Origin of the sequence: Leptospira ellinghausenii, assembly GCF_003114815.1 — a bacterium.
In the GTDB taxonomy this organism is placed as follows: domain Bacteria; phylum Spirochaetota; class Leptospiria; order Leptospirales; family Leptospiraceae; genus Leptospira_A; species Leptospira_A ellinghausenii.
Window position 1 is genome coordinate 25,921 of the sequence record NZ_BFAZ01000001.1, and the last position, 22,675, is coordinate 48,595.

The window sequence follows — 22,675 nt, forward strand, 5'->3', positions numbered from 1 at the left end:
TGAGTAAAAGGAATCTCACCTTTTACTCAAGTTGTATTTTACAGTTTTTAGGATCGTGTTGAAATTGAGTCAAAAGAGGTTCTCTTCTCATGAAACAAATCAAAACGGTCCAACAATTCATTCCTTTCCTTTTTTTCATCTTATTTTTTTTAAATTGCCATGTGAGTTCACATAATTACAAAAACTATCCCATCATTTCCTCTAACCAACCATTTACACTTCCCATCAAACCAAAGATGTATGTAGATTTCCAAACCATTAAGGCAGCTGATTGGGAAGTGCCACTTGCTGGTTTATTGGATTTAGAGGATCCAAAATCCAAACTTGCCAATCTAAAAGATAGACTAGAACCAATTTCAATTTATTTTTATTTGATCAAACACCCAAAACATGGAACCTATATGATCGATTCTGGAGTAGGAGAAAGTTTTACAAAAGGGAAAGACCAAGTTCCAGTCAGTTCCCTTGTTGCCTCTCAAATGAATTTTGATAAATTAAAGATCTATGAAACAACAAAAAGTTTTTTAGAAAAAAATAAAATCCAATTAAAAGGAATCTTTTTTACACACTTACACCTGGATCATGTTATGGGTGCCAGTGAGTTAGACCGAAACATTCCCTTTTATGTTGGTCCAAGTGAGATGGACCATTCACAATTCATCAATGTTTTTGTACAAGGGTCTACCAATCGTTTGTTAGGAGAAAATCCGAATTTATTACAGCTTGATTTTGGTGATGTAAATTCTGGATCTTTTGTTTTTGATTTTTTTGGAGACCAAAGTTTTTTTATCCTCTCTGTTCCGGGACATACACAGGGAAGTTTAGCATTCTTTATCCCTTCTAAGGATGGTGGTCACTTGGTTTTAGGTGACACTTGCCATACTCGTTTTGGTTGGTTAGAAAATATAATCCCAGGAACATTTACAACAGACCCAAAATTAAATCGTAAGAGTTTGGATACCTTACGAGGCATTGCAACCTATCAAAAAACAAAATACATTTACCCAGGCCACCAAGAAAGAATCATTTCCAAAGAATAAAAATAAACGATTGATTCTTTTTAAAAATAATAAAGACTCTACGTTTTTATTGTCCGAGGTGATTCGATGAACCGAAAGAAGTACTTATTTTTGTTATTTAGTTTTTCTTTTTCCCAATTGTTTGCAGTTGACCAAGTGACTTGGAACCAAGCAGACCAATACTTGAAAAAACAAGACTATCTCTCTGCTTTCAAACTATCGGATAAGATAATCCAAACGGATCCAAAAGATAGTTTTGGTTGGTGGCTTCGATTGGCATCTTCTTCTCAATTGGCGAGTAAAAAAGGTAAATGGCCAGACGAATGTATTAAGAGTGCAAACCAACATGCTTTACTTCTTCCCGAAGAAGAAGCATCTAGTTTGACAACGGCAGTTTGGTGTCTCAATCACGATGCTCGGTATTCTGAAATGGTTTCCCTCATCCCTAAAGTCATTCCGAAAGCAAGAGAAAAAATTGGAGATGGCAATTACGGATCGCTGATCAATGTATTAACTGTCGCCTTTATGAAGTTAAATGAGAGAGAAAAGGCAAGGGAATTTTTATATGAGGGCCTTTCTTCATTATCAGGAAAAGATGCAGCCATGAACACTGGTTATAATGTCGGTGATCTGTTTATCGATTCTGAAATCACAATGGACGAAAGGGAAAAATGGCATGAACTATTTCAGAATAATCTGTTCAAAGAAAAATTGTCAAACCCACTCATTCCAGCAATCGCTTGGAATACTTCCTTACTCACTGATGAATATGTAAAAAAAGGGAAATATAATTACGCATTTGATACCATATCAATGTTATACCCAGATATGGATGCACATGTAACCACTTATTGGAATTTTTTACGAGACCAGCTCTTCATCAAATACAAGGCCTTACAATTTAGAACAAAAAAGTTGAAAGAAGAACCTCGCCGGAAATTAAAAATGATATTTTTGGTAGTCCCGCGCACACGTTTTAAAGAACCATTGCCAAATCAATTAAGTTCTTATGGAAATATGGATTCAGATTTATCGGAAAAGGATTTTTCCGATTTATTATTAAGTTTTATATACTTTCGAGACTCCTTCGAAGAAGTATCGAAGGGAATCCATTGGGATTATGAAGTGATTCGGACCAATTCAGAAATCACTTCCACAAATTTTAGGGATGAATCCTTTCGCTTTGTGATGCAACCTTCCATCGAATCCATCCAACCAGCCCTTTCAAAGGAAATCCTTGATCAGATCAAATCAAGTGACGGTGTGATTGTCGTTTGGCCTGGTGTCAAACAACCCGGTCGAGTTCTCATTACCAATGGTGGAGGCACAGAATGGAACTATGGTACCGATATAGATCCAGAAGTGAGACTGACCATCCTTTCGGATTCCAATAAAAGGATCGCTAGTGGGAATCATGCCAACCATCCTATTTTCATTTACCATGAATTATTCCATGTATTGGAATGGGCATACCACAAATCCAATTTCCCTAAAAAAGACCATCCTTACCAAAGGAGAAAAGAGTGGCCTCGAGATTACCAAGGAAATACGGAGTGGGACTTTTATTCAGAAACATTTAATAAACGTATGATGGTGGAAGACCAAATGGATCGATTATATTGGTTGGGAAGAAAAGAAGGGTTTTACGGAATCAAAGTTAAAGAAGAAAAAAAATAATACAAACGAATACGCAGATTACTGTAATTAAAATCAATCTTTATCCTAAGTTAAATGGTGGCAAAGAATATTTGATTCGTGAACTGAATTGACTCGGGGTTGCGGAGATAAATCTAGAATCAATATGAATTCAAGGTTAAACCCCTTCAAAAGTGTGAATCCATTGAAACTCAAAGGGAAACCAGGAGAGATCGTTTTTTTTTGGAATTTTTACGACCAAAACAAATCTAATTTCTGGCACTTCGAATTTTACCGTTGGATTCAACCGAATCTCAGACGACTCAAGAGTTCTACCATAGACAGATTGATCCTGTTCCGGAAAAAATGATTTTTGATCCTCAATTTGACAAAAATCAACAGAAATTCAATTTTTGATAACCATTTTGGAAATGCAAAAATCTGGGTTTTGGTATGAAAAGGCAAAAGAAAATTTAAAAATTCTCACAAGATAAATTTGAAATCATTTTTTCCGAATACAGAATGTCTAATGGAAGCAACTGTGTTTGGAGAAACTTCTTTGCCTACCATCCTCATTTCCTTATCAATCGTAGTTTTATTTTCTATTTCCTTTGTCCAATGTAAGGCGTTTGGAAAAGACCCAGAAGGTCCCCATAAAGAATTGATTCAAAAATCAACCCATTATGATCATTCACGCGAACAGTTCGTTAATCGACGACCAGATGTACTGGAGAAAATGAGAGAAGGTCAAAACTTCTTTTCGCTTTTCATTAAGTTTATGTTTGGTGGTGACAAATACCAGAAACCTTCTGTAAAATTACCTGAAGAAAAACCAAACTTTCAGGAATTTTTAAAACCCGACGAAAGTATTAAATTTATATGGTTTGGGCATTCCACTTTCCTTGTGAACATAGAAGGAACCATTTTGCTTTTTGATCCAGTTTTTTCTGGGTCAGCGGCTCCTTTTGCCTTTATGGTCAAACGATTCCAAGATGCTGTTGTGAAGTTAGAAGAATTGCCAAAAATTGATTATATCATTATCTCACACGACCACTATGATCATTTGGATATGGAAACGATCGAATTCTTTAAAGCCAAAGAAACTCGTTTTCTCACCCCACTTGGTGTTACTTCTCACTTAAAAGAATGGGGCATACCAGAAGATCGATTCACCGAACTCGATTGGTGGGGAAAGTTTACCATAGGAAAAATTCAAATTGTTTGTACACCTGCCCAACATTTTTCAGGAAGGAGAGGGATGAATGGGAACCAAACCCTTTGGTCTTCTTGGACAGTGATCGGTGAAAAGGAACGATTTTACTTTAGTGGGGATTCTGGATATGACATCCACTTCAAACAAATTGGTGATACGTATGGTCCCTTTGATTTAACCTTCATTGAAAATGGACAATACAATCCTATGTGGGAAGCAGTTCATGTTTTACCGGAACAAACTGCGAAGGCTCATTTGGATTTAAAAGGAAAACGATTAGTGCCCGTACATTGGGGGATGTTTAATTTATCCCTTCACAGTTGGTATGAACCAGGTGAAAACATTGAAAGAGAATCGAAAAAGCATAACATTGATTTGATGACTCCGAAATTTGGGCAGTTGGTAAAATTAAAGGAACCAAATCTTTTGGAACGTTGGTGGAAAAAATACATAGAAACCGATTGAGTTTCATTGTCCAACAATCCAAATGAGAATTGGATTGTTGGAGTTTCCATTGAATTAATATTTGTTAGTTGGAAGTGAAACAGGAATCAAATCTTAATTTGATTCGACATAGTGTTTGAAATTATTTAAGATCGATTGCCATCCATCTCTTTGCATTTCCACTGGATTTTCACTTTCGGCATCAAAAACAACAATCACTTCCGTATTTGGAGATTTGTCCAAAAATTGAACCTTAACCTTTCGTCCGTCAGGCATTGTGTATGACAATGATTGAAAATCTTTCACTTCATCGAAAATGGCTTCAAAATCGAATCCAAAACTTCCATCTTTTGCTTCCATTCTGGCAAAATACTTTCCACCCGCAACTAAATCCACTTTTGCAGCAGGACAATGCCAAGACGGATCTGCAAAATTCCAAGACGTAATGTGAGATGAGTTGGTATAATATTCCCAAACTTTTTTTCGATCGGAAGTAATGATCGCGTTAATTGTAATTTCTGTAGGCATAAGAGAAAATGGATTCAGTTTGTAACACATGAGTCAATGCTATTTTCTCATCTTTTTTGAAACCAGCCGATAGAAAAATTTACCCCATTGTGTCACAAGGTGGTACAACAAATGGGGAAAAAAATCTATAACAATCGTTATGCAAAAATTATGATGATGATTTCATTCGTTTTCGTTTTGCTTGATTGTTCCGGCAATTCGAATTCAAATTTTTCTAGTTGGATGGAGGGAATCCTACTTGTTGTCAAAGTACCACAAGTTGAAACATCGACTGAACCAGATAAGCCAACTTTAGGGAATGAATATGAGATCCACTCCATCACTCCAGATGTACTTTTGGAAAATACTAACTTTGTGATCAAAGGAAAAAATCTCCTCTTGTTATCTCCAAAAGAATTGTGGGGAGAAGGTGGTGATAAGTATGTTTCCTTTACAAACAGGTCTGATGATGAAATTATGGCCCAAGTGAAACTGTGTTCTAATCCCATGATAGAAGTTCTTTTTGTCATTCCGTCGAAAGGTAAAGAAAAACGACTTTTACCATGTCTCGGTCAGTTTTACTATTCGTTCCGTTCTTACTTTTTGGAAACCAACCAAGAGATCTCAAATTTTGAACCTAGGGCATTGAATCCTTCCTTACAAACGTTAGTAAATCTAGGAGAAATTGTGTTTGGAATTGAACCCCAACTTCCGAGTGGCATTTCTTTCAATTCCAAGACAGGAATTGTTACGGGAATCCCAACAAGTTCTACCAATCAAATGTTTCAGTCGTTTCAAGTGACAGCTTCTTTAATAAAGAATCCAGAACTCAAAATCCATTCCGAGTTCCAACTCATTGTTCTAACAAGTGAAGAAAAAAACAACCGAACCTGTCGTGAGATCTCTGCTACGTCAACTTGTAATGGACCTTCACCTCATGTTTGTTCCAATAGTGGCAAATGTTTTATGAGTAAACTTGCTTGTATTTCAGACAGAGAGTGTGGGCTTTAAAAAAAGGAAAACCTCTATTTACAAATCAAAACCAATCCTAAATGATGTGAAAGTCAGGTGGTCACCATTGAAATATTCACATCTATTTTTTGTTAGTTTTTTAACTCTTGTTTTCCCTCTCCTTGCCATTGATGAAAGTAAAGAGCCAAATGTACAATATACACTCCAAATCAATGGAAAAGACTATGATCTGATAGCCGACGTTCCTAAAAAAGTGAATGGAAATTTCCAAAATTTGAATCTATTACTGAAAGCAGGTAAATGGAAAGAGTTCTCCTATGGTGGAATTCAGTTTTCCTACTTGGCTTCCTTTACTTGGGAAGCAGATATCCAATCCGATAGTGATAAAAGTTGGGTTTTGTCTGGTAATGATTTCAAAATCATGTATTTTGTTTTATCCGAGTCGATCACAATAGAAGATTATACAAATGCTTTTGCAGATCGTATGGGAAAAGAAAATACACAAATCTTTGATGTAGAAGATCGTTTTGGAAATATTACATACTCTGGTAAAAAATTATTTGTGAAGATTTCTGGTGTAGACCTTGTTTATGAAATCTATCTTATCCCTACAAAGGAAGGAACAAGGATCTTAACATTGCAAGATTCACCAGAAACTACGGACAAATCGAGTCAGGAAAAAATCGAAATGATGGAACAAATTCGAAAACAATTTACCATTCTCAAACAATAAAGAACCAACTTCGTATTTTTTTTACCTATTGGTTACGACAAGTAGGTAAAGTATGCGTAAGTTTTGTTTTTTCCATTTCTGTATGGTGTTGTTTGTTTTCCAATGTTCTTCACAAGAAGACAAAGGACTCATTCCTGGTACTAGAATCACTGGTGATCCACTCGGTGATGTTTTGGTATTTCTTGCATTATCCAATCCACCATGCCAATTTTTAACAAGTGAAAATGCAGGTGTAACATTCGTTTTACGAGAAGGGCAAACATCTATTTGTAGTGCACAACTTGTAAATGGTTCGCTTCAGGTAGAAAAATCGGGAAAATACCAGGTCCAATCATTTGCGGGTAAACAAACTTTATCTTCTTCCAGGTGTAATTCCCTTTCGTTTGATTTTCATGTAAAATTGAAAGAGGGAAGCACTGAACTTTTTTCATCTCAAAATCCCACTCCGAGTGAAATCAGTTTCGAAGTGGGAAAACAATACCAAATTTTCGCTTCTGGACTTGTTGATCCTGATTTGTACCAGTGCCAAGGGCGACCCGTTTCCTCAACGGTTACCGCTTACCGAATCCAATTCCAAAAACTTTAATTTTATAAGGTTTCCCCACTTCCAAATCCATAGCTAAAAAAAAGAATCGAAGGACTGATTTAGGTAGTATCCGCAAATGCGGATAACTACCATCGCTTTCTTTCCGTTAGAAGGTTATACTTTTCTTATGAGGTCACTCTTCTTCCTTCTACTAAGTTTGTATTCTTGTACCAGTTTTGACCGTATGGTATTTTTAGGCATCGTTGAGGATTCGATAAGAGAAAAGAAAAACGAATACATTCGCCGGCAAGTTGCATTAGGATACAGTTCGGAATGTTTGGTACTACCGAGTGAATCGATTCCTTTTTCTCGAATGGAACCTTGTCCGATTGGTGATTTCAGAAGTGTCGATTATGATCGAATGATCAAAGTAGAAGGTCGTATCCATGTGTGGTATGTTCCAAGTTATGTATTAGAAGGACATTCCAATTTAGAGTTTTACCAAGACGTCACACTTGGACGAGGTCCATTCCATAACCGATCGTTAAAGGAAAATATCCTCCGACAATCCATGTCTCAAAGCCAAAATCAAAATCGAAAGATTCCTACCTTACAATATTCGAAATGAAAGAGGAGTTCGTACAAATGATTCAATATTGGATTCTATTTTTCACTTTTGCCTTTTGTATCGATTGTTCGGGTCGGCAAACGAACCATGAGTATACAACCTTAGAGGAACCCGCGATCCCCATCAAAGCAAATACGGTAAGTTTTGCAAATAAGTATGGATACAATTCGGAATGTTTGGTATTGATGGAAGGGCCTGTGCCAAGCCGATTGGAACCATGTGTTGTTGGTGATATTCGGTCTGCATCCATGATGTATAAAGAAACGGAAGTGACTGTCTCGGGTGAAACTGCACAATTTGAATGGCAAATGACAGGGATGGTGTATTCACCTTTTGTGAACGAAACCTACTACCAAAATGCGATTTTATACAGAGGTTCCTTTTTTAGAAAATCAGACTTTCAAAATTATAGAGGATCTCCATATCCGACCATCGTTCCTTATTTGACAAGGCCTTCCTATCAATACCCAAGGCATGGGTATTACCGGTATGGTAGATAAGGATTTACGATTGACGTTATCCAATGATCCATCTAAACTTCTATGAGGAGATAGGGCTCTCTCAGTTCTATCATTTCTCTAATGAAACATTTTTTCTTCATTCTTTTTTGTGTTAGTGCACTTAACTTTCCTCTGCTTGCCAAAGAGTCAAAAACATTATCAATTGGATTTGGTTCTTGTTTGCACCAAGAAAAAGAAAGCACGATTTTAAAAACCATCCTATCAGAAAAATTGAACTACTTTATAATGTTAGGTGATAACATTTATGCAGACCAATTGTTTGCAAATGATAAAATTCCTGCGTATGAAAAACAATTCAATCGACCAGAATGGAAGGTTATTCAAAAAAACACCAAACTACTGTTTACTTGGGATGACCATGATTATGGGATCAATGATAGTGGTGCAGAATATGGTGACAAAATCAATTCCAGAAATGTATTTTTAAAATACGTTTTGCCAATGATGCCAAAACAAATCTCTCTTGGCACAGACAATAACGAAGGCATTTTTTATTCGTATTGGATACCATTTCAGGGAAAAAAAATCCATATCGTCATTCCTGATACACGTTACTTTCGTTCTCCTTTGGAAAAGAGTTTTTATTCCTATTTGACTGGTAAAAGCCAATACAGTCCTTCTTCCGATACAACTCGAACTATTTTGGGAAAAGAGCAGTGGGAATGGCTTACAAAAGAACTATCAAAACCTTCCGACTTACTCATTTTTGTATCCAGTATCCAAGTTTTACCAACAGAACAACCTTTTGAAAAATGGAATAATTTCCCACATGAAAGAAACAGGTTATTATTAGCCTTACAAAATGCGAATACCAAAGGATTGTTACTTGTATCAGGAGATAGGCATATTGCTGAAATCCATGAATTTAAAATCCCAAACAAATCGTCTTTGATTGAAATCACATCGAGTTCACTCAATTTGCCACTTCCATTTTTACCTTTGGAATATGATTCCGAATTGAAAATTGGGAGTGCATACAAAAATGAAAACTATGGAACCATTCAAATCTCTTTGAAAGACGGAATGTTACATTGGTCGACATCCATCAAGGACTTAAATGGAAATTCTGTTTTAGAGGTTCATTCTAATTTGCCAGCGAACCAGTTAGAAAAAAAATAGAGAATGGAGTCATCATTTTGAAACCCAAAGATAAAATTTTAGAAAGTTCATTTGCTTTGTTCCGAGAGAAAGGATTCCAGGCCACAGGCATCGCAGAAATTTTAGAAAAGGCCGGCGCATATAAAAAAACTCTATATGATCATTTTCGATCAAAGGATGACATTGGTTTTGAATACCTAAACTATTTGTCCGAACAACAAAGGATTGTAATGTTAAAAGTGTTAGGGAAAGCAAATGACCTTCCTGACTTCATTGATAAATGGGTAAATTTTATTGTTCGTAATCAGAGGAATACCTCTAGAAAAGATTGTCCTATTGCATTGTTTTCAGGTGAAATTTCCCACCTTAACCAATTTGACTCGTATCGAAATCGTGCCATACAACATGTGTTAGAAACTGTTGAAATTTGTATCCTAAAGTTCGAACCGACTTTACGCCCCGATCTTGTAAAATCCCTGAGTTATGAACTTTATATGAGTTATTTAGGTGGATTACGTTTGTATGCACTCACAAAAGATCGCAAGGTCATTGAAAGGATGAAATCCCAAATGATCCATTCGGCACAAAGGTTGATCAAAGTTTAAAGTTTGATTACCAACTTCCACTTGCACCACCACCACCTGACCTTCCTCCTCCACCAGAGTAGGAGGTACTAGAGGAACGGTAACTGGATCCTGACCCCGAACTTGAGCTAGAACCGGAACTGGTAAAAAAGTCCCGTGTATGGGAGCTGACAGAGCTTGACCAACCGAGTTTCCGAAAGAAAAAAATGAAGATAGATGTAAAAATGGCTGAAACCAACATTGAAACCATGGCATAAATGTTAGGCGAATCAGGTAAAACAAACATTTTCGTTCGAATGATGACTCCGATCACATAAAAGAGTCCATAAAAGAATATTATTCCCTCACCCGAAACCAACCCAATCCATAGGAAAAAAAACATCAACATGAAGAACAATTGAAACACAAAATGTGGTTCCTTCATGATGTTTTTAGAATTTGATGTTGTTGTGTTAGTTGAATTTTCATAATCAAAATCTTTTTGGTAACGAAGTGAATTAAGGTAAGTGTCAATTCCTTCTGCGCTTCGAATGCAGATCCAATCTATGTCTGCAATTTTTAGGTCTGATGTGATCGCATTTGTGATCGTTTGTTCTAATTTTGGATTATCAATGAGGAAACGATTTGATCCATTTGTTGACTCTATCATCGAGTTTTGATCTGTATGAACTAAGAATTTTTGATGATTTAAGGAAAAAAGTAAGGTGATCCCAGGTGACTTTCCAAATGCCAATTGGTGGTATTTTTTTCCTTCTTCCGTTAAATCACTTTTTGTATCTAAAAAGAGAATTTGAATTCCAATCTTGTATTCTGTTTCTAACTTTCGAATGGTTTCGCCCGCTCGATCAAAAGAGAATCGTTCTAAAGAATCGTAGGGATCATAAATTCCAGTGCCTTTTTCGATTTCGATTTTCTTATCATGACGGATATGATCTAACAGTTCTAAAAATGCGCGGTATGTATAATTTGTAAAATCCCCAGTCCTACTTTCATGGTATCGATTATGGAAGATACTCCTGATTTTGTTTTGGCTAAGAGACCAGTAAAAATCTGGGCTTGTCACGATTGTACCTTTGTACTCAATTTTAGGTGAAGTGACAAAAATCACGGAACTTACATTGGGAGAAGATTTTTGTCCTTGTAAGAGTAGGTGATTGGCTGCTCCCTCTAAAGCAACTTGGGATTCTAATGGAAGTACACAAAATTTAAAATCAATTGATCGAAATTGTTTTGTTTCCTTTATGAGGTATGGAATTGTATCAGAGTGTAATTCTGAATTGGTATCACTAAATGGTTTTGGGCAAGATTCATTTGTTAATTTTGGTGATTGAGTCCGGAGTTGTTCTAAAATGGCAGTGACACCTGAGATCATCGCCATAGAAGGATTTCCAGCTTTCATATTGGGAACGATGATTTCATCGATGATACGTTTTGCAATTAAATCAGTAAGGATTGATTCCAGTCCATAACCAACTTCAATCCTTACCTTCTTATCATTTGGAGCAAGTAACAACAATACTCCATTGTCTTTGTCTTTTTGCCCGAGTTTCCATTGTTCAAAAACAGCAACTGCTTCTTTTTCAATTGTACTTTCTTTTAAACTTTCTGTAATATAAATCACAACTTGATTGGAAGTGATTTTTTCCTCTTCCAGTAAAATGGTTTCTAGTTTTGATTTGGTATCAATTGGCAAATATCCACTTGGATCAACCACGGGTCCCGTGAGTTCCGGATAAGAACCAAAAGGCATTTTACATGAAATAATACTAACTAACGTTAAAGTGAAAATAAATTTTTTCATACAATCAAAACTTATTTATCTTTTGGAATTTCTTGGATGAATAACCAGATGAATCCATCTTTTACTTTGCCAAGTCCCAGGTATAACCAATAGAAAGGATATCCAATTGGTCCGGGTTGGTATTCTTTTTGAACAACTGGTTCCCATTTTTGTCGAACATGTACTGTCACAGTCGAGAGTTGGACTGCTTGGGATAGATATTTAAGTTTTCCTTCCCAACGTTCTATGGATTCAGAGACTTTATTCAGTTCTGCTTCTACTTTTAGTGTTTCTTCCAAAGTTTTTGCAGTCTTTAAAATTTCTAATAACCTAGTCCGCATTTTCTGAGCATTTTCTAATCGTATCTCTGTATCCAAATAATCTTCTGTAACATCTTTGGCAGAAACATCTTCTGAATAATTATGTGATTCCTTTTTTAAACTGCTGAGAAAGTTTTTTAGATTTTCCTGTGGGATTTTTAATTGTATGGTTCCTTGGGAACTGTATTGGAGTGCATAACCTCCAAACGATTCTGCCAATTTGATGATTTCTAATACTTTTGGTTCAATTTCTTTCGATTGTAAATTCACAACAACAGTATAAATCATCATCCTTTTTTGGGATTTGTTTTCTTGTGGTTTAAGATCAGATTTTGGAGATGAGGAAACACCAGGAGAAGCTTTGGATTCTTCGTATTCATCTCCCGTGCTCCGCGCGGCATAATCTCGTTCGCTGCGACTGGAACTAGAACATTGGATGTGTAAAAGTAGTAAGGTGAGGAGGAAGGAAAAAGTGAAAGGTGAAATCGAGTTTGGTTTCATGGTTTGGTTGGATACTGAATCTAATCGAACCAGTATCCAACTTCAAACCTTTTTTAAACGCCGATTTGTGATTCTAAAAAGCGACCATACCCTCGTTCTTTTCCTAGTCCAGAGACAGGTTTGCCCCCATCCACTGCCAGTTTCCCATTGATGAAAACTTTTTTAATGGTTTCATCGTTACGACGAACCCATCGTTTAAAATCCTCCATAAACGGCATCGGAGCTTCAACGTCTTTCGCCAAAGAGTCGTCCAATTTGTTTGGATCAATCAGGACTAAATCAGCACGTTTTCCTTCCTTGATATAACCTGCATCAATTCCAAACCAATCACCAATTTCACCCGTAAGTCTGTGAACTGCTCTTTCTATACTCATAAATGGTTTGTTTTCCAATTCTGCATCTCTTACTAGTTTTAACATACGTAAAGGGAAGTTATAATGTGCCATTCCGCGAAGGTGTGCACCTGCATCTGAAAATCCGATGAGAATATCTGGATAGGAAACTATTTTTTGGAGTGGTTCCTTTCTATGGTTAGCCATGACAGTGTACCACCTAACTTTGTTTCCATGTTCAGCCACTAAATCCAAAAATGCTGTCACAGAATGGACACCTCTTTCTTTCGCTACATCATCGATTGATTTACCAATAAGGGATTTGTCTGGTGCATCAACAATTTTTGTTTCTCGAAAGTTTCTATGAAACACTCGAGGTAAAAACCAATTTGTCCATTGTCTTTTAAACCAAGATCGATAATTTGGATCCTTCATTAATGTTTTTCTTTCCAATTCATCTTCAATGTGGTTTGCTTTTGCACCAGCTGCAAACTCTTCAAACACAACCACATCCATCCCATCGGCATACAGATCAAATGGTTCAGGTAAAGCTTGGAATCGAAAGTCAGATCGGAAAAGTTTATTTGTAATCCTTCCAATCACACCTAATAATTTATACAAACCTGGATCAAATTTTACATCCATTAGGGAGATGATGGTTGTTTTTAATGGTTTTCTAAAAATACCAAATGCTTCTTTTAAAAACATTAAAACATTGATTTTGGTGGAAACATTTGGAACACCTTGGAAAATTTTTCCGCGTTTTCTCAGAGTTTTGTTTAAAAATTCGTATTCACTCCAGTTGGCAAAGGTTGAAGGTAGTGGTCTTGAACGAAACCGAGAACCATCCATTTTATCCCAAACAAGTGTATTAATCGATAAACCCATAAAACCAGCATCCAGTGCTTCCTCTAAGTGTTGGTTCATTTTCTCTAACTCTTGTTTGGTTGGTTTTTCTCCTTTTGTTAAAGATCTCTCTAATCCCATGACGTGAGCACGGATCGCTGAGTGACCTGCAAAGGAAGTTACATTGGGTCCTAAAGGAAGATCGTTTAAATGTTTTTTGTATTCAATGGCAGAGTTCCAATTTTTTTTACTCTCCAATATCGATAATACATTTTTTCTAGGGATTGCTTCTACGCGGCTAAACATATCAGCAAGGTCTGTTGGATCTCCAACTGCCAAACTCAAAGAACAACTTCCAAGAGAAATCGTTGTAATTCCATGTCTTACTGATTCAGAAAGATCCGGAGCCATTTCAATTTCAGCATCATAATGAGTATGAAAATCGATAAAACCTGGAGTGAGCCATTGGCCTTTTGCATCAATGACTGTTTCTCCTGGTTTTGCACTCAATTCAGTTTTAGAAATCGTCTCCACAATTCCGTCTTTGATCCGCACATCTCCAATAAACGATGGGTTTGTGCTTCCATCAAAAATACGTGCTTGTTTGATAAGAGTTTCTGCCATGATACCTCCAGAAAAACCATTCGAAATTATGGCAGATTGACAAAGATTTGTCAACGATTCCTGATGAATTGCCTCAAGTTTCTCTGGACAAAACCCTTTACTGTTCACTGATAGGTGAGAATCGATCGGCTGAGTTCCACTAACTCTGTTTCGGTGATTTCTCGATTGTTCTCTTTGGAAGAAATTGACTTTGCAACTGAGAACAAATGGTGAATTTCTTCTTTTGAAACTTCGATCCCTTTTTGGCGTAACAAAAATTCAATGGCTTTGTGACCAGATTGGTTGGTGAACGAGATCGTTTCTTTGTCAAATCTACCTACAAATTCTGGTGAAAAGGTTCTATAAGCACCTTTGGTTTGGTTCATAGTTTTTGTGACTCCGTCTTGATGGATGCCTGATCGATGTGAAAATATATCTTCACCGATGATAGGAGTTTTTTCTCCAATTGGAATTCCCGTTAATTCTGAAATTCGTTTTGCAGTTGGATAAATCCTATCAAATTGAATGTTCAAAGATTCACCATTTTGGTGTAAGGCAATCACCGTTTCATACAAATTTGTGTTACCTGCTCTTTCACCAAGTCCATTCAAAGCCACTTCAATTTGTTCCGCACCAACATACACAGACTCTACCGATGTAGCTGTTGCCATACCCAAATCATTATGTGTATGAATGGAAATCATTGCTTTGTCTCCAATTGATTCCCTAATTTCTTTTACCATATTGACAAAAATCATCGGGCGGTAACGTTCCACTGTATTTGGCAAGTTGATGATATTGGCACCAGCTTCAATGGCAGTCATAAATGCAAGTTTTGTGAATTCGAAGTTTTGGATGGCGTCTCCAAAATGTTCACCTGAAAATTGGATTTGGTGGTTGGATCCAACTATCGAACGTGCAAAAGAAACAGAAGATTTGATTTTTTGAAGGACTTCTTTCTCGGAAATCTTTAACACATGTTTAATGGAAAAATCACTTACAGGATACACAATATGCATACGAGGTGAGTCTGCATGTTGGATGGCTTCCCATGTAACAGAGATTTCTTTTTCATTGGCTCTCGACAATGCAGCAATTGGTTTGCCCTTTGGTGCTCGTTTGGACAACACTTGGCAGGTAAAAAATTCGGATTCATTTGAAGAAGGAAATCCCACTTCAATACCATCTACGTTTAAACTTACAAGTAAGTCGAAAACTTCGATTTTTTCATTAAGTGTCCACGGTCTTTTTAAAGCTTGGTTTCCGTCCCGTAAGGTAACGTCTTGGATGTGAATGGTTTTTGGTTTCATGGTTCCTCCGTCTTTCGCGATCTCACTACCGACCGGGGGAACAAATAAAAAAGCCCACTTCCCGGTTGGGAGTGGGCTTTGTCACATAGCACTCTCTCCCTCGAATTATAAGATTTCGAGGAGGAGGAGAAGCTGAATGTGTGCGAAAAATTTCATTGTTAAATTTTAGACGAACTGATCTCGCATTATCTGTCAACTTTTTTTAGCATTTTTCCAATCGAAACAAAACCAAGTAAACAGCCAAAACCGATGGGGACAAGAAGGGTAAAGGAAAGTTTCCAAACCAAACCCACACCCACCGTAGTAAGGATACTGAACAGAAACAATAGAGAAAATAGAGAACCAGTGATGGGAAGGTCCTTTTTCCCTTTGGCTAAAAAGAAAACGGCGATGGATGGGCCAAGTGTATAAGAGAAGATGGTGAGTCCCATTTCCAAAATTCCTTTTTCCCATGTGTCGACGAGTGTATATGGGATGAGGCTTGCTAAAAAGAGAAGAACTCCAAAGAACAAAGACAAAATTCTCGGACTAAACCACTTGTCCATTTCCCAGTCCCGAGCCCAAGTGAGTGATAAGGAATTGATAGTGGAACTGAGAGTAGACATCGCACTGGCAAGGATAGCAGCAACAAGGATACCAAGGAAGGGAGATGGCACTTCCGTAATGATAAAATGACTAAACACTTTATCTGGCGGAATGGATTTCCCATCATAAAAAACAAACAAAAGAGATCCTATACACAAAAAGAGTAAGAATTGAAAGAAAACAACGATCCCACTTCCGATCAAAATCTTTTGACCCGAGTGTAAATTTTTTGTCGCAATCACTCTTTGGACTAACATCAAATCAGTTCCATGAGAACCAATCGAGATAAAAGATCCTCCGATGATGGCAAACAGAATGAAATAACTATTATCACCTGTTTGGTTATAGTCGAAAACAAACACCTTCCATTTACCCAACGATTGTAAATGTTCTATTGCATTTGAAAATTCTGTATTACCAAACTGCGAGAAAATCAATACAAGTGCAAATATCCCACCGAAAATATATATGATCCATTGTAAGACATCTGTAAAAACAATTGCTCTAAAACCACCAAACACAGAATAAATTATAGTAACAATACTCAGGATTGTTAATGCTAAAATTCCAAGTATCTCAGGTGATACAGAAAATCCCATTCGCTCCATGAGAAAGGCAATCGGTAAGGAACTTACATACAAACGGATTCCATCGCCGAGTAATCGTGAAACTGTAAAAACTAAAGAAATTGTTCTTTGAGGGGATTTTCCGAATCGATTTCCTACATATTCATATACTGAAATTGTATTCCCCGAAAAATAAGAGGGCAAAAGATACAAAGCGACAATGGTTCTTCCGAAAATATAACCAATTGCAATTTCTAAAAAACGAAAATCTGTTTTGTATGATAAGGATGGAATACTTAAAAATGTTAAACTAGAAGTTTCAGTTGCCACTAGAGATAACATCAGAAACACCCAATGGATTTCTTTTTTCGCTAAATAAAAGTCATCTTCTTTTTGAGTGTTCTTGGCAAAGTGAAAACCAAAATAGAACACGATAATAAAATAAATCAATATGACAAAAATGTCCCAAATCATAATTTCCCTTTTACAATCACTAAATCGTTAAACTCAAATTGGGATATTTCAAAAGAAGTCGAAGTAAATCTGATCTTGTGATGATACCAATAGGTAAATTATCGTCATTTACGATCGGCAAACAACCAATTCTTTCTTCAAGTAATACCTTCGTTACCTGCCTGATTTCTGCGCCTGCAGTTCCAACTAATACGCGTTTGATCATGACATCTGATACTGGCATTTCTTTTTCATAGGATTTCATTTTATCTAACAAATCTCGGTCAGAGACAAATCCTACTAATTTTCCCGACTCGTTGGTAACAGGAAGGTGTCGGATTCCTTTTTCCATCATAAAGTCGAGGCAAGTTTCGATGGATTCGTCTTGGGTTTTTGTCCAAACGGGAGTTGTCATGATCTCGTGAAGGAAAAAGACAGGTTTTTCTGTCGGAAGGGAGGATTCTTTGTAAACATCCCCTGGAGTTCGGTGGAGAAAAGAGCCAGTGGGAGTTGTCCCTGGTTCTCCTTCCCCTATGGCTGGTGCGGAAGATTTGCCGGAAGGGTGGACCATAGGGACAAGATTGGGTTGGATTTGCGGGGGATTGGGGGAAATTCGGCCGTCATGGATCCAAAAGAACATAGTTATGCCCTACCTTTCTGAAAAGTTTGTCAAAAATAAGAAAAAACTTGCAAAAAACGAACAGTGGTTTTTTATCCATCCTACATTTCCTGTAAAAAGAACGAACTGAAAAAGGCAAAACCTATGAACCAAAACTACCAAATCCTGTACCAAGCATTGGAATCCGTCGCAAATACCTTCCCAACGAAAATTTCGTTCCGGAAACGGAAGTCGACCACTGAGTTTCCTGGGATCAGTTTTGGAGAATTGAAAGAGTTTGTCGACCACTTGACTTCGGGATTCATCGATCTTGGTGTTGAGGTGGGAGACCGAATTGGATTTTTTTGTGATGCGTCTGTTAATTGGCTTCGGACCGATCTTTCGATTTTAACTGCAGGAGCGGTTGTTGTCCCAAGAGGAACAGATATTGTCCGTGAAGAAATTTTATACATCTTAAACCATTCGGAAGCAAAATTTTTGGTGGTTCAAAAACCAAAAGACAAAAAACGCATAGATGACCTGTTAGGTGAACTCCCACATTTGAAACAAATCTTTGTTTTAGAAAATGAACAAGGTGAACTCATTTCTGGACCTAATTCAATTCTATCATTAGCTGAAAAGGGGAAAGAAATTTGGAAAACAAATGGAAAACAAAACTTAGAGAACCGAATCAAACAAATTGATCCTGATGCTTTGGCCACATTAATTTATACTTCAGGGACCACAGGAAATCCTAAAGGTGTGATGTTGTCTCAAAAAGGATGGATTACTGCCATTCAAAATACGATTGCACGTTTGGATATGAATTCAAATGACAATGCTGTTAGTTTATTGCCACCTTGGCATGCATTTGAACGAGCCATTGAATATGCAGGTATATTCCTTGGTTTAGATTTTTTAGTTTCCAATATGACTAGCTTAAAGGATGACCTTCGTGATTTTCGTCCTACGATTTTTCCGTCCGTTCCAAGGATTTGGGAATCTGTTTATAATGGGATTATGGCGAAAGTTGCCAAAGAGGGTGGTTTTAAAGAAAAGTTATTCCATTTCTTTTTAAGCGTAGGTGCTACATGGGCACGTTATTATGCAATGTTTATGGGATTTGAGTTTGAAATCAAAAAACCAAACATAATCGTTTCGTTCTGCAAACGTAGTTATGCCTTATTGATTTTAATTTTACTCTCTCCATTAAAATTACTCAGCATTAAAATTTTTTCGACTATCCACAAAGCGTTAGGTGGAAGGATACGAATTTGTATTTCTGCAGGATCTGCTTTACCAAGTGTTGTGGATGGGTTTTTATCAGCCATTGGATTAAAAGTTTTAGAAGGATACGGAATGACAGAAACTTCTGCCGTTGTTTCCATTCGATCCAATACAAAACCAACCAAAGGAACTGTTGGAATACCAATTGATGGATATTCCATTCGTTTAAAAGATGAAACAGGGAAAATCCTAACAAAAACAGGAGATAAAGGAACCCTTTGGATTAAATCCAAACAAATATTAAAGGGTTATTATAAGAGACCAGAACTCAATCAGGTTGTATTTGATTCAGATGGATTTTTTGACACTGGTGATTTGATGATGATTTCACATCGAAATGAACTTGTGTTTGCTGGTAGATCAAAAGATACCATTGCTCTCATTGGTGGTGAAAACGTTGAACCAATCCCAATCGAAGACAAACTTTTAACATCGTCTTATATTGATCAGGTGATGGTTGTTGGCCATGATAAAAAAACATTGGCTGCTCTGATTGTTCCAAATTTTGAGGCAGTTGAGACAAAAATTCCGAGTTTATCAAAAGACAAAGCTATTGAATGGAACTCGAATCCAAAGGTTCGCGAACTATTTCGATCTGAGATTTCCAAAATTATCTCTAAGGAAAATGGATTTAAGTCTTTTGAAATGATTCCAGCTAACAATTTCTATGTGGTACCAAGACCATTTGATCCAGATGTGGAAATGACAAGAACTCTAAAAATGAAGCGAAATATAATTTCGGAAGTATTTACAAAACAAATCGAAGGAATTTACCAATGATTAATCCCAAACTAAATCCTTATCTTGGCGATGAGGAAAGAAGTTTTTACAACACAGTCTTTCAATTTTCAGAAGACAAGGTATACCCATCTTCTGAAGAAAGGGACGAAAAAGAAATTTGGTCTGACGATCTCTGGAAAGAGTTTTCGAAAGCAGGTTTAACTGGTCTTACGATACCAGCTGAATATGGTGGTGAAGGTGCAAGTTGTTTACTCTGTTCGATTGCAACTGATGCATTTGCTTCTGGTTCACTCGATGGAGGAATCGGATTATCTTGGGTTGCCCATTTAGTCATCGGTACGATGCCAATTGTATTCCAAGGAACTGAAGCCCAAAAAGCCAAATACCTCACTAAATTAGCAACTGGTGAATGGATGGCAGGATTTGCGCTCACAGAACCTGCTTCAGGTTCGGATGCAGCTTCTCTTTTAACAAAAGCAGAAGAAGTGGAAGGTGGATGGAAGTTAAATGGATCAAAAACATTTATCACAAATGGTCCTGTCGGTCAGGTGTTTATCGTCATGGCGAGAACTTCCGAAAAAGGAAGAGGGCCCATGGGAATCTCTGCCTTTATCGTAGAAAGTAACACACCAGGTTTTAAGGTAAGTAAGGTTTTAAAAAAATTAGGCCATCATACTTCGATGACTGCTGAATTGGTTTTCGAAGATATGATCATTCCAAAAGAAAACCTTCTTGGACCATTAAACACTGGTTTTATGAGGATTGGAAAAGAAACCTTGGAATGGGAGAGGACTGTTTTTGTTGCTGGATTATCCGGAGCAATGGAGTTCTGTTTCCGTAAAGGAATGCGATATGCCAATGAAAGAATCCAATTTGGAAAATCAATATCCAGCTTTTATGGAATGCGAGATATACTAGTAAGAAACTGGGTTTATATCCAAGCAGCAAGAAGATTGATTTATTGGGTGGCAGAGAGAAAAGATAGGGGAATCCCTTCTCCTCTTGAAAGTAGTTTAGGTAAATTAATTTCATCAGAACTCGCAGAAGACGTAGCAAAAGACACTGTACAGCTGTTTGGTGGATATGGTTATATGAAAGAGTATGCTGTTGAAAGGTTTTACCGTGATGTTAAATTGGGTACGATTGGTGGTGGAACAAGTGAGATCCAAAGATCGATCATTTCTTCCTTATACCCAGGTAAGGAAAAATTCCAAAAAGAATTTAGTGCCATTGGAAATCCACAGAGTGTTACGGATTCGATTCAAAATTTACTTTTTGATATCATTCTAATAATGGATGGGGAACCAAACCGTAAAAAACAACAATCCATAGAATTTGCATTTGCGGATGTATTATCAGTTTTTGTGATCCTATGTTTATCAGAAATTGACACTCATAAAACGATAGATTCTTATCCAAAAGAAGAAAAAATGATAGATCGGAAGTTACTTTCGTATTATCTTGTGGGTAAGTATTTAATGTCCATGAGCCGACTCAATCAATTCGTACCAAAAGAACTGAATGAAATTTGGAATTTCTATCGAGAGTTAGCAAATTCAATTGAGGAAACGGTTCATACTAGGTTTTCTTCTCTCCAGGAGTTAGCCTAAATTGTGAAAGCAGCTGCCCGAATTGCAATTTTTTATTTGTTCTTCGGGTATCTGTGGATTTATTACTCTGATTATGCAATTTCCTTATTTTCTCTTTCAGCAGAAGATATTAGAGAAATTCAAAGTTTAAAAGGATGGGGATTTGTCACAATCTCCGCCTTCATCATCTATTTTCTGTTAGTTCGCGAGTTAAAATACCAAAAAAAAGTTTTGTCAGAGAAGTTTGAATCGGATCAATTATTCCAAGTTATCTTGGAACGAATTGAAGATGCAGTGATCGTATTTAATATAGATACCTGGAAAATTGATTTTTTGAGTGAACAAGTTTGTAGGTTATTTGATGCAAAAACTGGAGACATTTTAACAAATCCACAAGTTTTGATTGATCGTGTTTATGAGGCTGACCGTGCACGTATGACTCAAATATGGATGAACCAATTAAGAGAAAATCATACAGGTTTATTGTATCGGATTCAAATGAAGGATGGAAAAATCAAATGGGCATTGGAACACCGATTGTTCATCCCATCAATCGATGGAAGTCCCAACAAAGCTGTAGCAGTTATTTCTGATATGACCAGTTATATGGAGAATCAGACCAAACTGGAACAATCTTTAAAAGAAAATGAAACTTTACTAACAGAAGTCCACCATCGTGTTAAAAATAATCTAGCTGTTATCATTTCCTTTTTACAATTACAAGTATATTCTTCTCCCCCAGAAACTGCAGATATTTTAGAACAAAGTATTGTTAGAATCAAAGCTATAGCACTTGTTCATGAAAAATTATATAGCGGTAAAAACTTATCAGGTTTAAGTTCCGTCGATTATATCACAAGTCTTGTTGAAAATATAAAACTCATGTATATGCGTACAGATATTTTCATCGAACTAGATATTCAAAAAATGGAGTTTAATCTCATCGATGCAATTCCAATGGGACTTATGATAACAGAGATGTTAACCAATAGTTTTAGACACGCATTTAAAATTCCAAAAGAAGATGCACAAATCAAAATTGAATTTATTGTAAAAGAGAATGGACAGTTTGAATTAAAATACCGTGATAATGGAAGTGGTTTTCCCATAGGTTTTGATTATCGAAAAGCAGAAACAATTGGATTGTCCGTCATCTTTTCATTGAGTAGCCAATTGAATGGCCGAGAAATTGAATGTTCCTCAAGTCCTGGCCAAGGTGTCTTTTATCATTTTTCATTTTCTCCTAAAAGAACAAATTTAAAATAATATTCATAGTTGTAGGTT

At 36.7% G+C, this 22,675-nt stretch carries 20 protein-coding genes; 13 read left to right on the plus strand and 7 right to left on the minus strand.

Going from position 1 to position 22,675, the window contains the following annotated elements; genetic code table 11:
- The first annotated feature begins 89 nt into the window (after nucleotides 1-89).
- The 3 genes from DI076_RS00105 to DI076_RS00120 all read left to right on the plus strand — a co-directional run bounded on the left by DI076_RS00105 (nucleotide 90) and on the right by DI076_RS00120 (nucleotide 4,332).
- The gene (locus DI076_RS00105; RefSeq protein ID WP_108958047.1) at nucleotides 90-1,040 is read left to right on the plus strand and encodes an MBL fold metallo-hydrolase; all 951 of its coding nucleotides are present in this window, start codon (nucleotides 90-92) and stop codon (nucleotides 1,038-1,040) included.
- A 66-nt stretch (nucleotides 1,041-1,106) separates the two neighbouring features.
- Nucleotides 1,107-2,696, plus strand: a complete 1,590-nt coding sequence (locus DI076_RS00110) for a hypothetical protein (RefSeq protein WP_108958048.1) — start codon at nucleotides 1,107-1,109, stop codon at nucleotides 2,694-2,696.
- A gap of 454 nt (nucleotides 2,697-3,150) precedes the next feature.
- Nucleotides 3,151-4,332 (plus strand): MBL fold metallo-hydrolase, encoded by a 1,182-nt coding sequence (locus tag DI076_RS00120; protein WP_439957248.1) that lies wholly within the window; start codon nucleotides 3,151-3,153, stop codon nucleotides 4,330-4,332.
- A gap of 93 nt (nucleotides 4,333-4,425) precedes the next feature.
- Here DI076_RS00120 and DI076_RS00125 read toward each other — a convergent pair whose 3' ends face one another.
- On the minus strand, nucleotides 4,426-4,869 hold the full coding sequence (locus tag DI076_RS00125) for an SRPBCC family protein (protein ID WP_245918178.1): 444 nt from the start codon (nucleotides 4,867-4,869) through the stop codon (nucleotides 4,426-4,428).
- Nucleotides 4,870-4,950: 81 nt separating this feature from the next.
- Here DI076_RS00125 and DI076_RS00130 point away from each other — a divergent pair, with 81 nt between their 5' ends.
- The 7 genes from DI076_RS00130 (at nucleotide 4,951) to DI076_RS00160 (ending at nucleotide 9,901) form a co-directional block, all read left to right on the plus strand.
- Nucleotides 4,951-5,829: an Ig domain-containing protein gene (locus DI076_RS00130; protein ID WP_245918179.1), complete on the plus strand. Its 879-nt coding sequence runs from the start codon at nucleotides 4,951-4,953 to the stop codon at nucleotides 5,827-5,829.
- 67 nt (nucleotides 5,830-5,896) lie between these two features.
- Nucleotides 5,897-6,523 carry a hypothetical protein gene (locus DI076_RS00135; RefSeq protein ID WP_108958136.1) on the plus strand — a complete coding sequence of 209 codons (627 nt, stop codon included), beginning with the start codon at nucleotides 5,897-5,899 and terminating at the stop codon, nucleotides 6,521-6,523.
- Between the two features lie 52 nt (nucleotides 6,524-6,575).
- Nucleotides 6,576-7,109 (plus strand): hypothetical protein, encoded by a 534-nt coding sequence (locus tag DI076_RS00140; protein WP_108958051.1) that lies wholly within the window; start codon nucleotides 6,576-6,578, stop codon nucleotides 7,107-7,109.
- A 76-nt stretch (nucleotides 7,110-7,185) separates the two neighbouring features.
- On the plus strand, nucleotides 7,186-7,677 hold the full coding sequence (locus DI076_RS00145) for a hypothetical protein (RefSeq protein ID WP_245918180.1): 492 nt from the start codon (nucleotides 7,186-7,188) through the stop codon (nucleotides 7,675-7,677).
- Nucleotides 7,678-7,694: 17 nt separating this feature from the next.
- Nucleotides 7,695-8,177, plus strand: coding sequence for a hypothetical protein (locus tag DI076_RS00150; RefSeq protein ID WP_245918181.1), 483 nt, complete (start codon nucleotides 7,695-7,697; stop codon nucleotides 8,175-8,177).
- Nucleotides 8,178-8,258: 81 nt separating this feature from the next.
- Complete coding sequence (locus tag DI076_RS00155; protein WP_108958052.1) at nucleotides 8,259-9,317, plus strand: alkaline phosphatase D family protein; 1,059 nt, start codon at nucleotides 8,259-8,261, stop codon at nucleotides 9,315-9,317.
- A 17-nt stretch (nucleotides 9,318-9,334) separates the two neighbouring features.
- Complete coding sequence (locus DI076_RS00160) at nucleotides 9,335-9,901, plus strand: TetR/AcrR family transcriptional regulator (protein WP_108958053.1); 567 nt, start codon at nucleotides 9,335-9,337, stop codon at nucleotides 9,899-9,901.
- A gap of 7 nt (nucleotides 9,902-9,908) precedes the next feature.
- On the opposite strand, the gene DI076_RS00165 is transcribed toward DI076_RS00160, so the two are convergent.
- From DI076_RS00165 to DI076_RS00190, 6 genes are all read right to left on the minus strand, one after another.
- Nucleotides 9,909-11,681, minus strand: coding sequence for a TPM domain-containing protein (locus DI076_RS00165; protein ID WP_108958054.1), 1,773 nt, complete (start codon nucleotides 11,679-11,681; stop codon nucleotides 9,909-9,911).
- An 11-nt stretch (nucleotides 11,682-11,692) separates the two neighbouring features.
- Entirely contained in the window at nucleotides 11,693-12,481 is a 789-nt protein-coding gene (locus tag DI076_RS00170) for a DUF4349 domain-containing protein (RefSeq protein ID WP_108958055.1), read from the minus strand.
- A gap of 53 nt (nucleotides 12,482-12,534) precedes the next feature.
- Nucleotides 12,535-14,283, minus strand: a complete 1,749-nt coding sequence (locus DI076_RS00175; protein ID WP_108958138.1) for an N-acyl-D-amino-acid deacylase family protein — start codon at nucleotides 14,281-14,283, stop codon at nucleotides 12,535-12,537.
- A 104-nt stretch (nucleotides 14,284-14,387) separates the two neighbouring features.
- Entirely contained in the window at nucleotides 14,388-15,572 is a 1,185-nt protein-coding gene (leuA2, locus tag DI076_RS00180) for a 2-isopropylmalate synthase LeuA2 (protein WP_108958056.1), read from the minus strand.
- A 185-nt stretch (nucleotides 15,573-15,757) separates the two neighbouring features.
- Nucleotides 15,758-17,197, minus strand: a complete 1,440-nt coding sequence (locus DI076_RS00185) for a sodium:solute symporter (RefSeq protein WP_108958057.1) — start codon at nucleotides 17,195-17,197, stop codon at nucleotides 15,758-15,760.
- Nucleotides 17,198-17,216: 19 nt separating this feature from the next.
- Complete coding sequence (locus DI076_RS00190; RefSeq protein ID WP_108958058.1) at nucleotides 17,217-17,816, minus strand: CBS domain-containing protein; 600 nt, start codon at nucleotides 17,814-17,816, stop codon at nucleotides 17,217-17,219.
- A 123-nt stretch (nucleotides 17,817-17,939) separates the two neighbouring features.
- Here DI076_RS00190 and DI076_RS00195 point away from each other — a divergent pair, with 123 nt between their 5' ends.
- Genes DI076_RS00195 through DI076_RS00205 form a run of 3 tightly spaced genes read left to right on the plus strand, consistent with a single transcriptional unit; the run spans nucleotide 17,940 to nucleotide 22,657 of the window.
- Nucleotides 17,940-19,841, plus strand: coding sequence for an AMP-dependent synthetase/ligase (locus tag DI076_RS00195; protein WP_174704992.1), 1,902 nt, complete (start codon nucleotides 17,940-17,942; stop codon nucleotides 19,839-19,841).
- A complete protein-coding gene (locus tag DI076_RS00200; protein ID WP_108958059.1) occupies nucleotides 19,838-21,412 on the plus strand; it encodes an acyl-CoA dehydrogenase family protein in 1,575 nt (524 codons plus the stop codon). Before DI076_RS00195 ends, DI076_RS00200 begins: the two co-directional genes overlap by 4 nt.
- A 3-nt stretch (nucleotides 21,413-21,415) precedes the next feature.
- Nucleotides 21,416-22,657 carry a sensor histidine kinase gene (locus DI076_RS00205; protein ID WP_108958060.1) on the plus strand — a complete coding sequence of 414 codons (1,242 nt, stop codon included), beginning with the start codon at nucleotides 21,416-21,418 and terminating at the stop codon, nucleotides 22,655-22,657.
- Nucleotides 22,658-22,675 lie beyond the last annotated feature (18 nt).

Excerpts from the sequence above, each read along its gene's own strand:
- DI076_RS00105 (WP_108958047.1), top strand. The coding sequence starts at position 90 with ATGAAACAAATCAAAACGGTCCAACAATTCATTCCTTTCCTTTTTTTC.
- DI076_RS00110 (WP_108958048.1), top strand. The coding sequence starts at position 1,107 with ATGAACCGAAAGAAGTACTTATTTTTGTTATTTAGTTTTTCTTTTTCC.
- DI076_RS00125 (WP_245918178.1), bottom strand. The coding sequence starts at position 4,869 with ATGTGTTACAAACTGAATCCATTTTCTCTTATGCCTACAGAAATTACA.
- DI076_RS00130 (WP_245918179.1), top strand. The coding sequence starts at position 4,951 with ATGGGGAAAAAAATCTATAACAATCGTTATGCAAAAATTATGATGATG.
- DI076_RS00140 (WP_108958051.1), top strand. The coding sequence starts at position 6,576 with ATGCGTAAGTTTTGTTTTTTCCATTTCTGTATGGTGTTGTTTGTTTTC.
- DI076_RS00145 (WP_245918180.1), top strand. The coding sequence starts at position 7,186 with ATGCGGATAACTACCATCGCTTTCTTTCCGTTAGAAGGTTATACTTTT.
- DI076_RS00150 (WP_245918181.1), top strand. The coding sequence starts at position 7,695 with ATGATTCAATATTGGATTCTATTTTTCACTTTTGCCTTTTGTATCGAT.
- DI076_RS00155 (WP_108958052.1), top strand. The coding sequence starts at position 8,259 with ATGAAACATTTTTTCTTCATTCTTTTTTGTGTTAGTGCACTTAACTTT.
- DI076_RS00165 (WP_108958054.1), bottom strand. The coding sequence starts at position 11,681 with ATGAAAAAATTTATTTTCACTTTAACGTTAGTTAGTATTATTTCATGT.
- DI076_RS00170 (WP_108958055.1), bottom strand. The coding sequence starts at position 12,481 with ATGAAACCAAACTCGATTTCACCTTTCACTTTTTCCTTCCTCCTCACC.
- DI076_RS00175 (WP_108958138.1), bottom strand. The coding sequence starts at position 14,283 with ATGGCAGAAACTCTTATCAAACAAGCACGTATTTTTGATGGAAGCACA.
- leuA2 (WP_108958056.1), bottom strand. The coding sequence starts at position 15,572 with ATGAAACCAAAAACCATTCACATCCAAGACGTTACCTTACGGGACGGA.
- DI076_RS00185 (WP_108958057.1), bottom strand. The coding sequence starts at position 17,197 with ATGATTTGGGACATTTTTGTCATATTGATTTATTTTATTATCGTGTTC.
- DI076_RS00190 (WP_108958058.1), bottom strand. The coding sequence starts at position 17,816 with ATGTTCTTTTGGATCCATGACGGCCGAATTTCCCCCAATCCCCCGCAA.
- DI076_RS00195 (WP_174704992.1), top strand. The coding sequence starts at position 17,940 with ATGAACCAAAACTACCAAATCCTGTACCAAGCATTGGAATCCGTCGCA.
- DI076_RS00200 (WP_108958059.1), top strand. The coding sequence starts at position 19,838 with ATGATTAATCCCAAACTAAATCCTTATCTTGGCGATGAGGAAAGAAGT.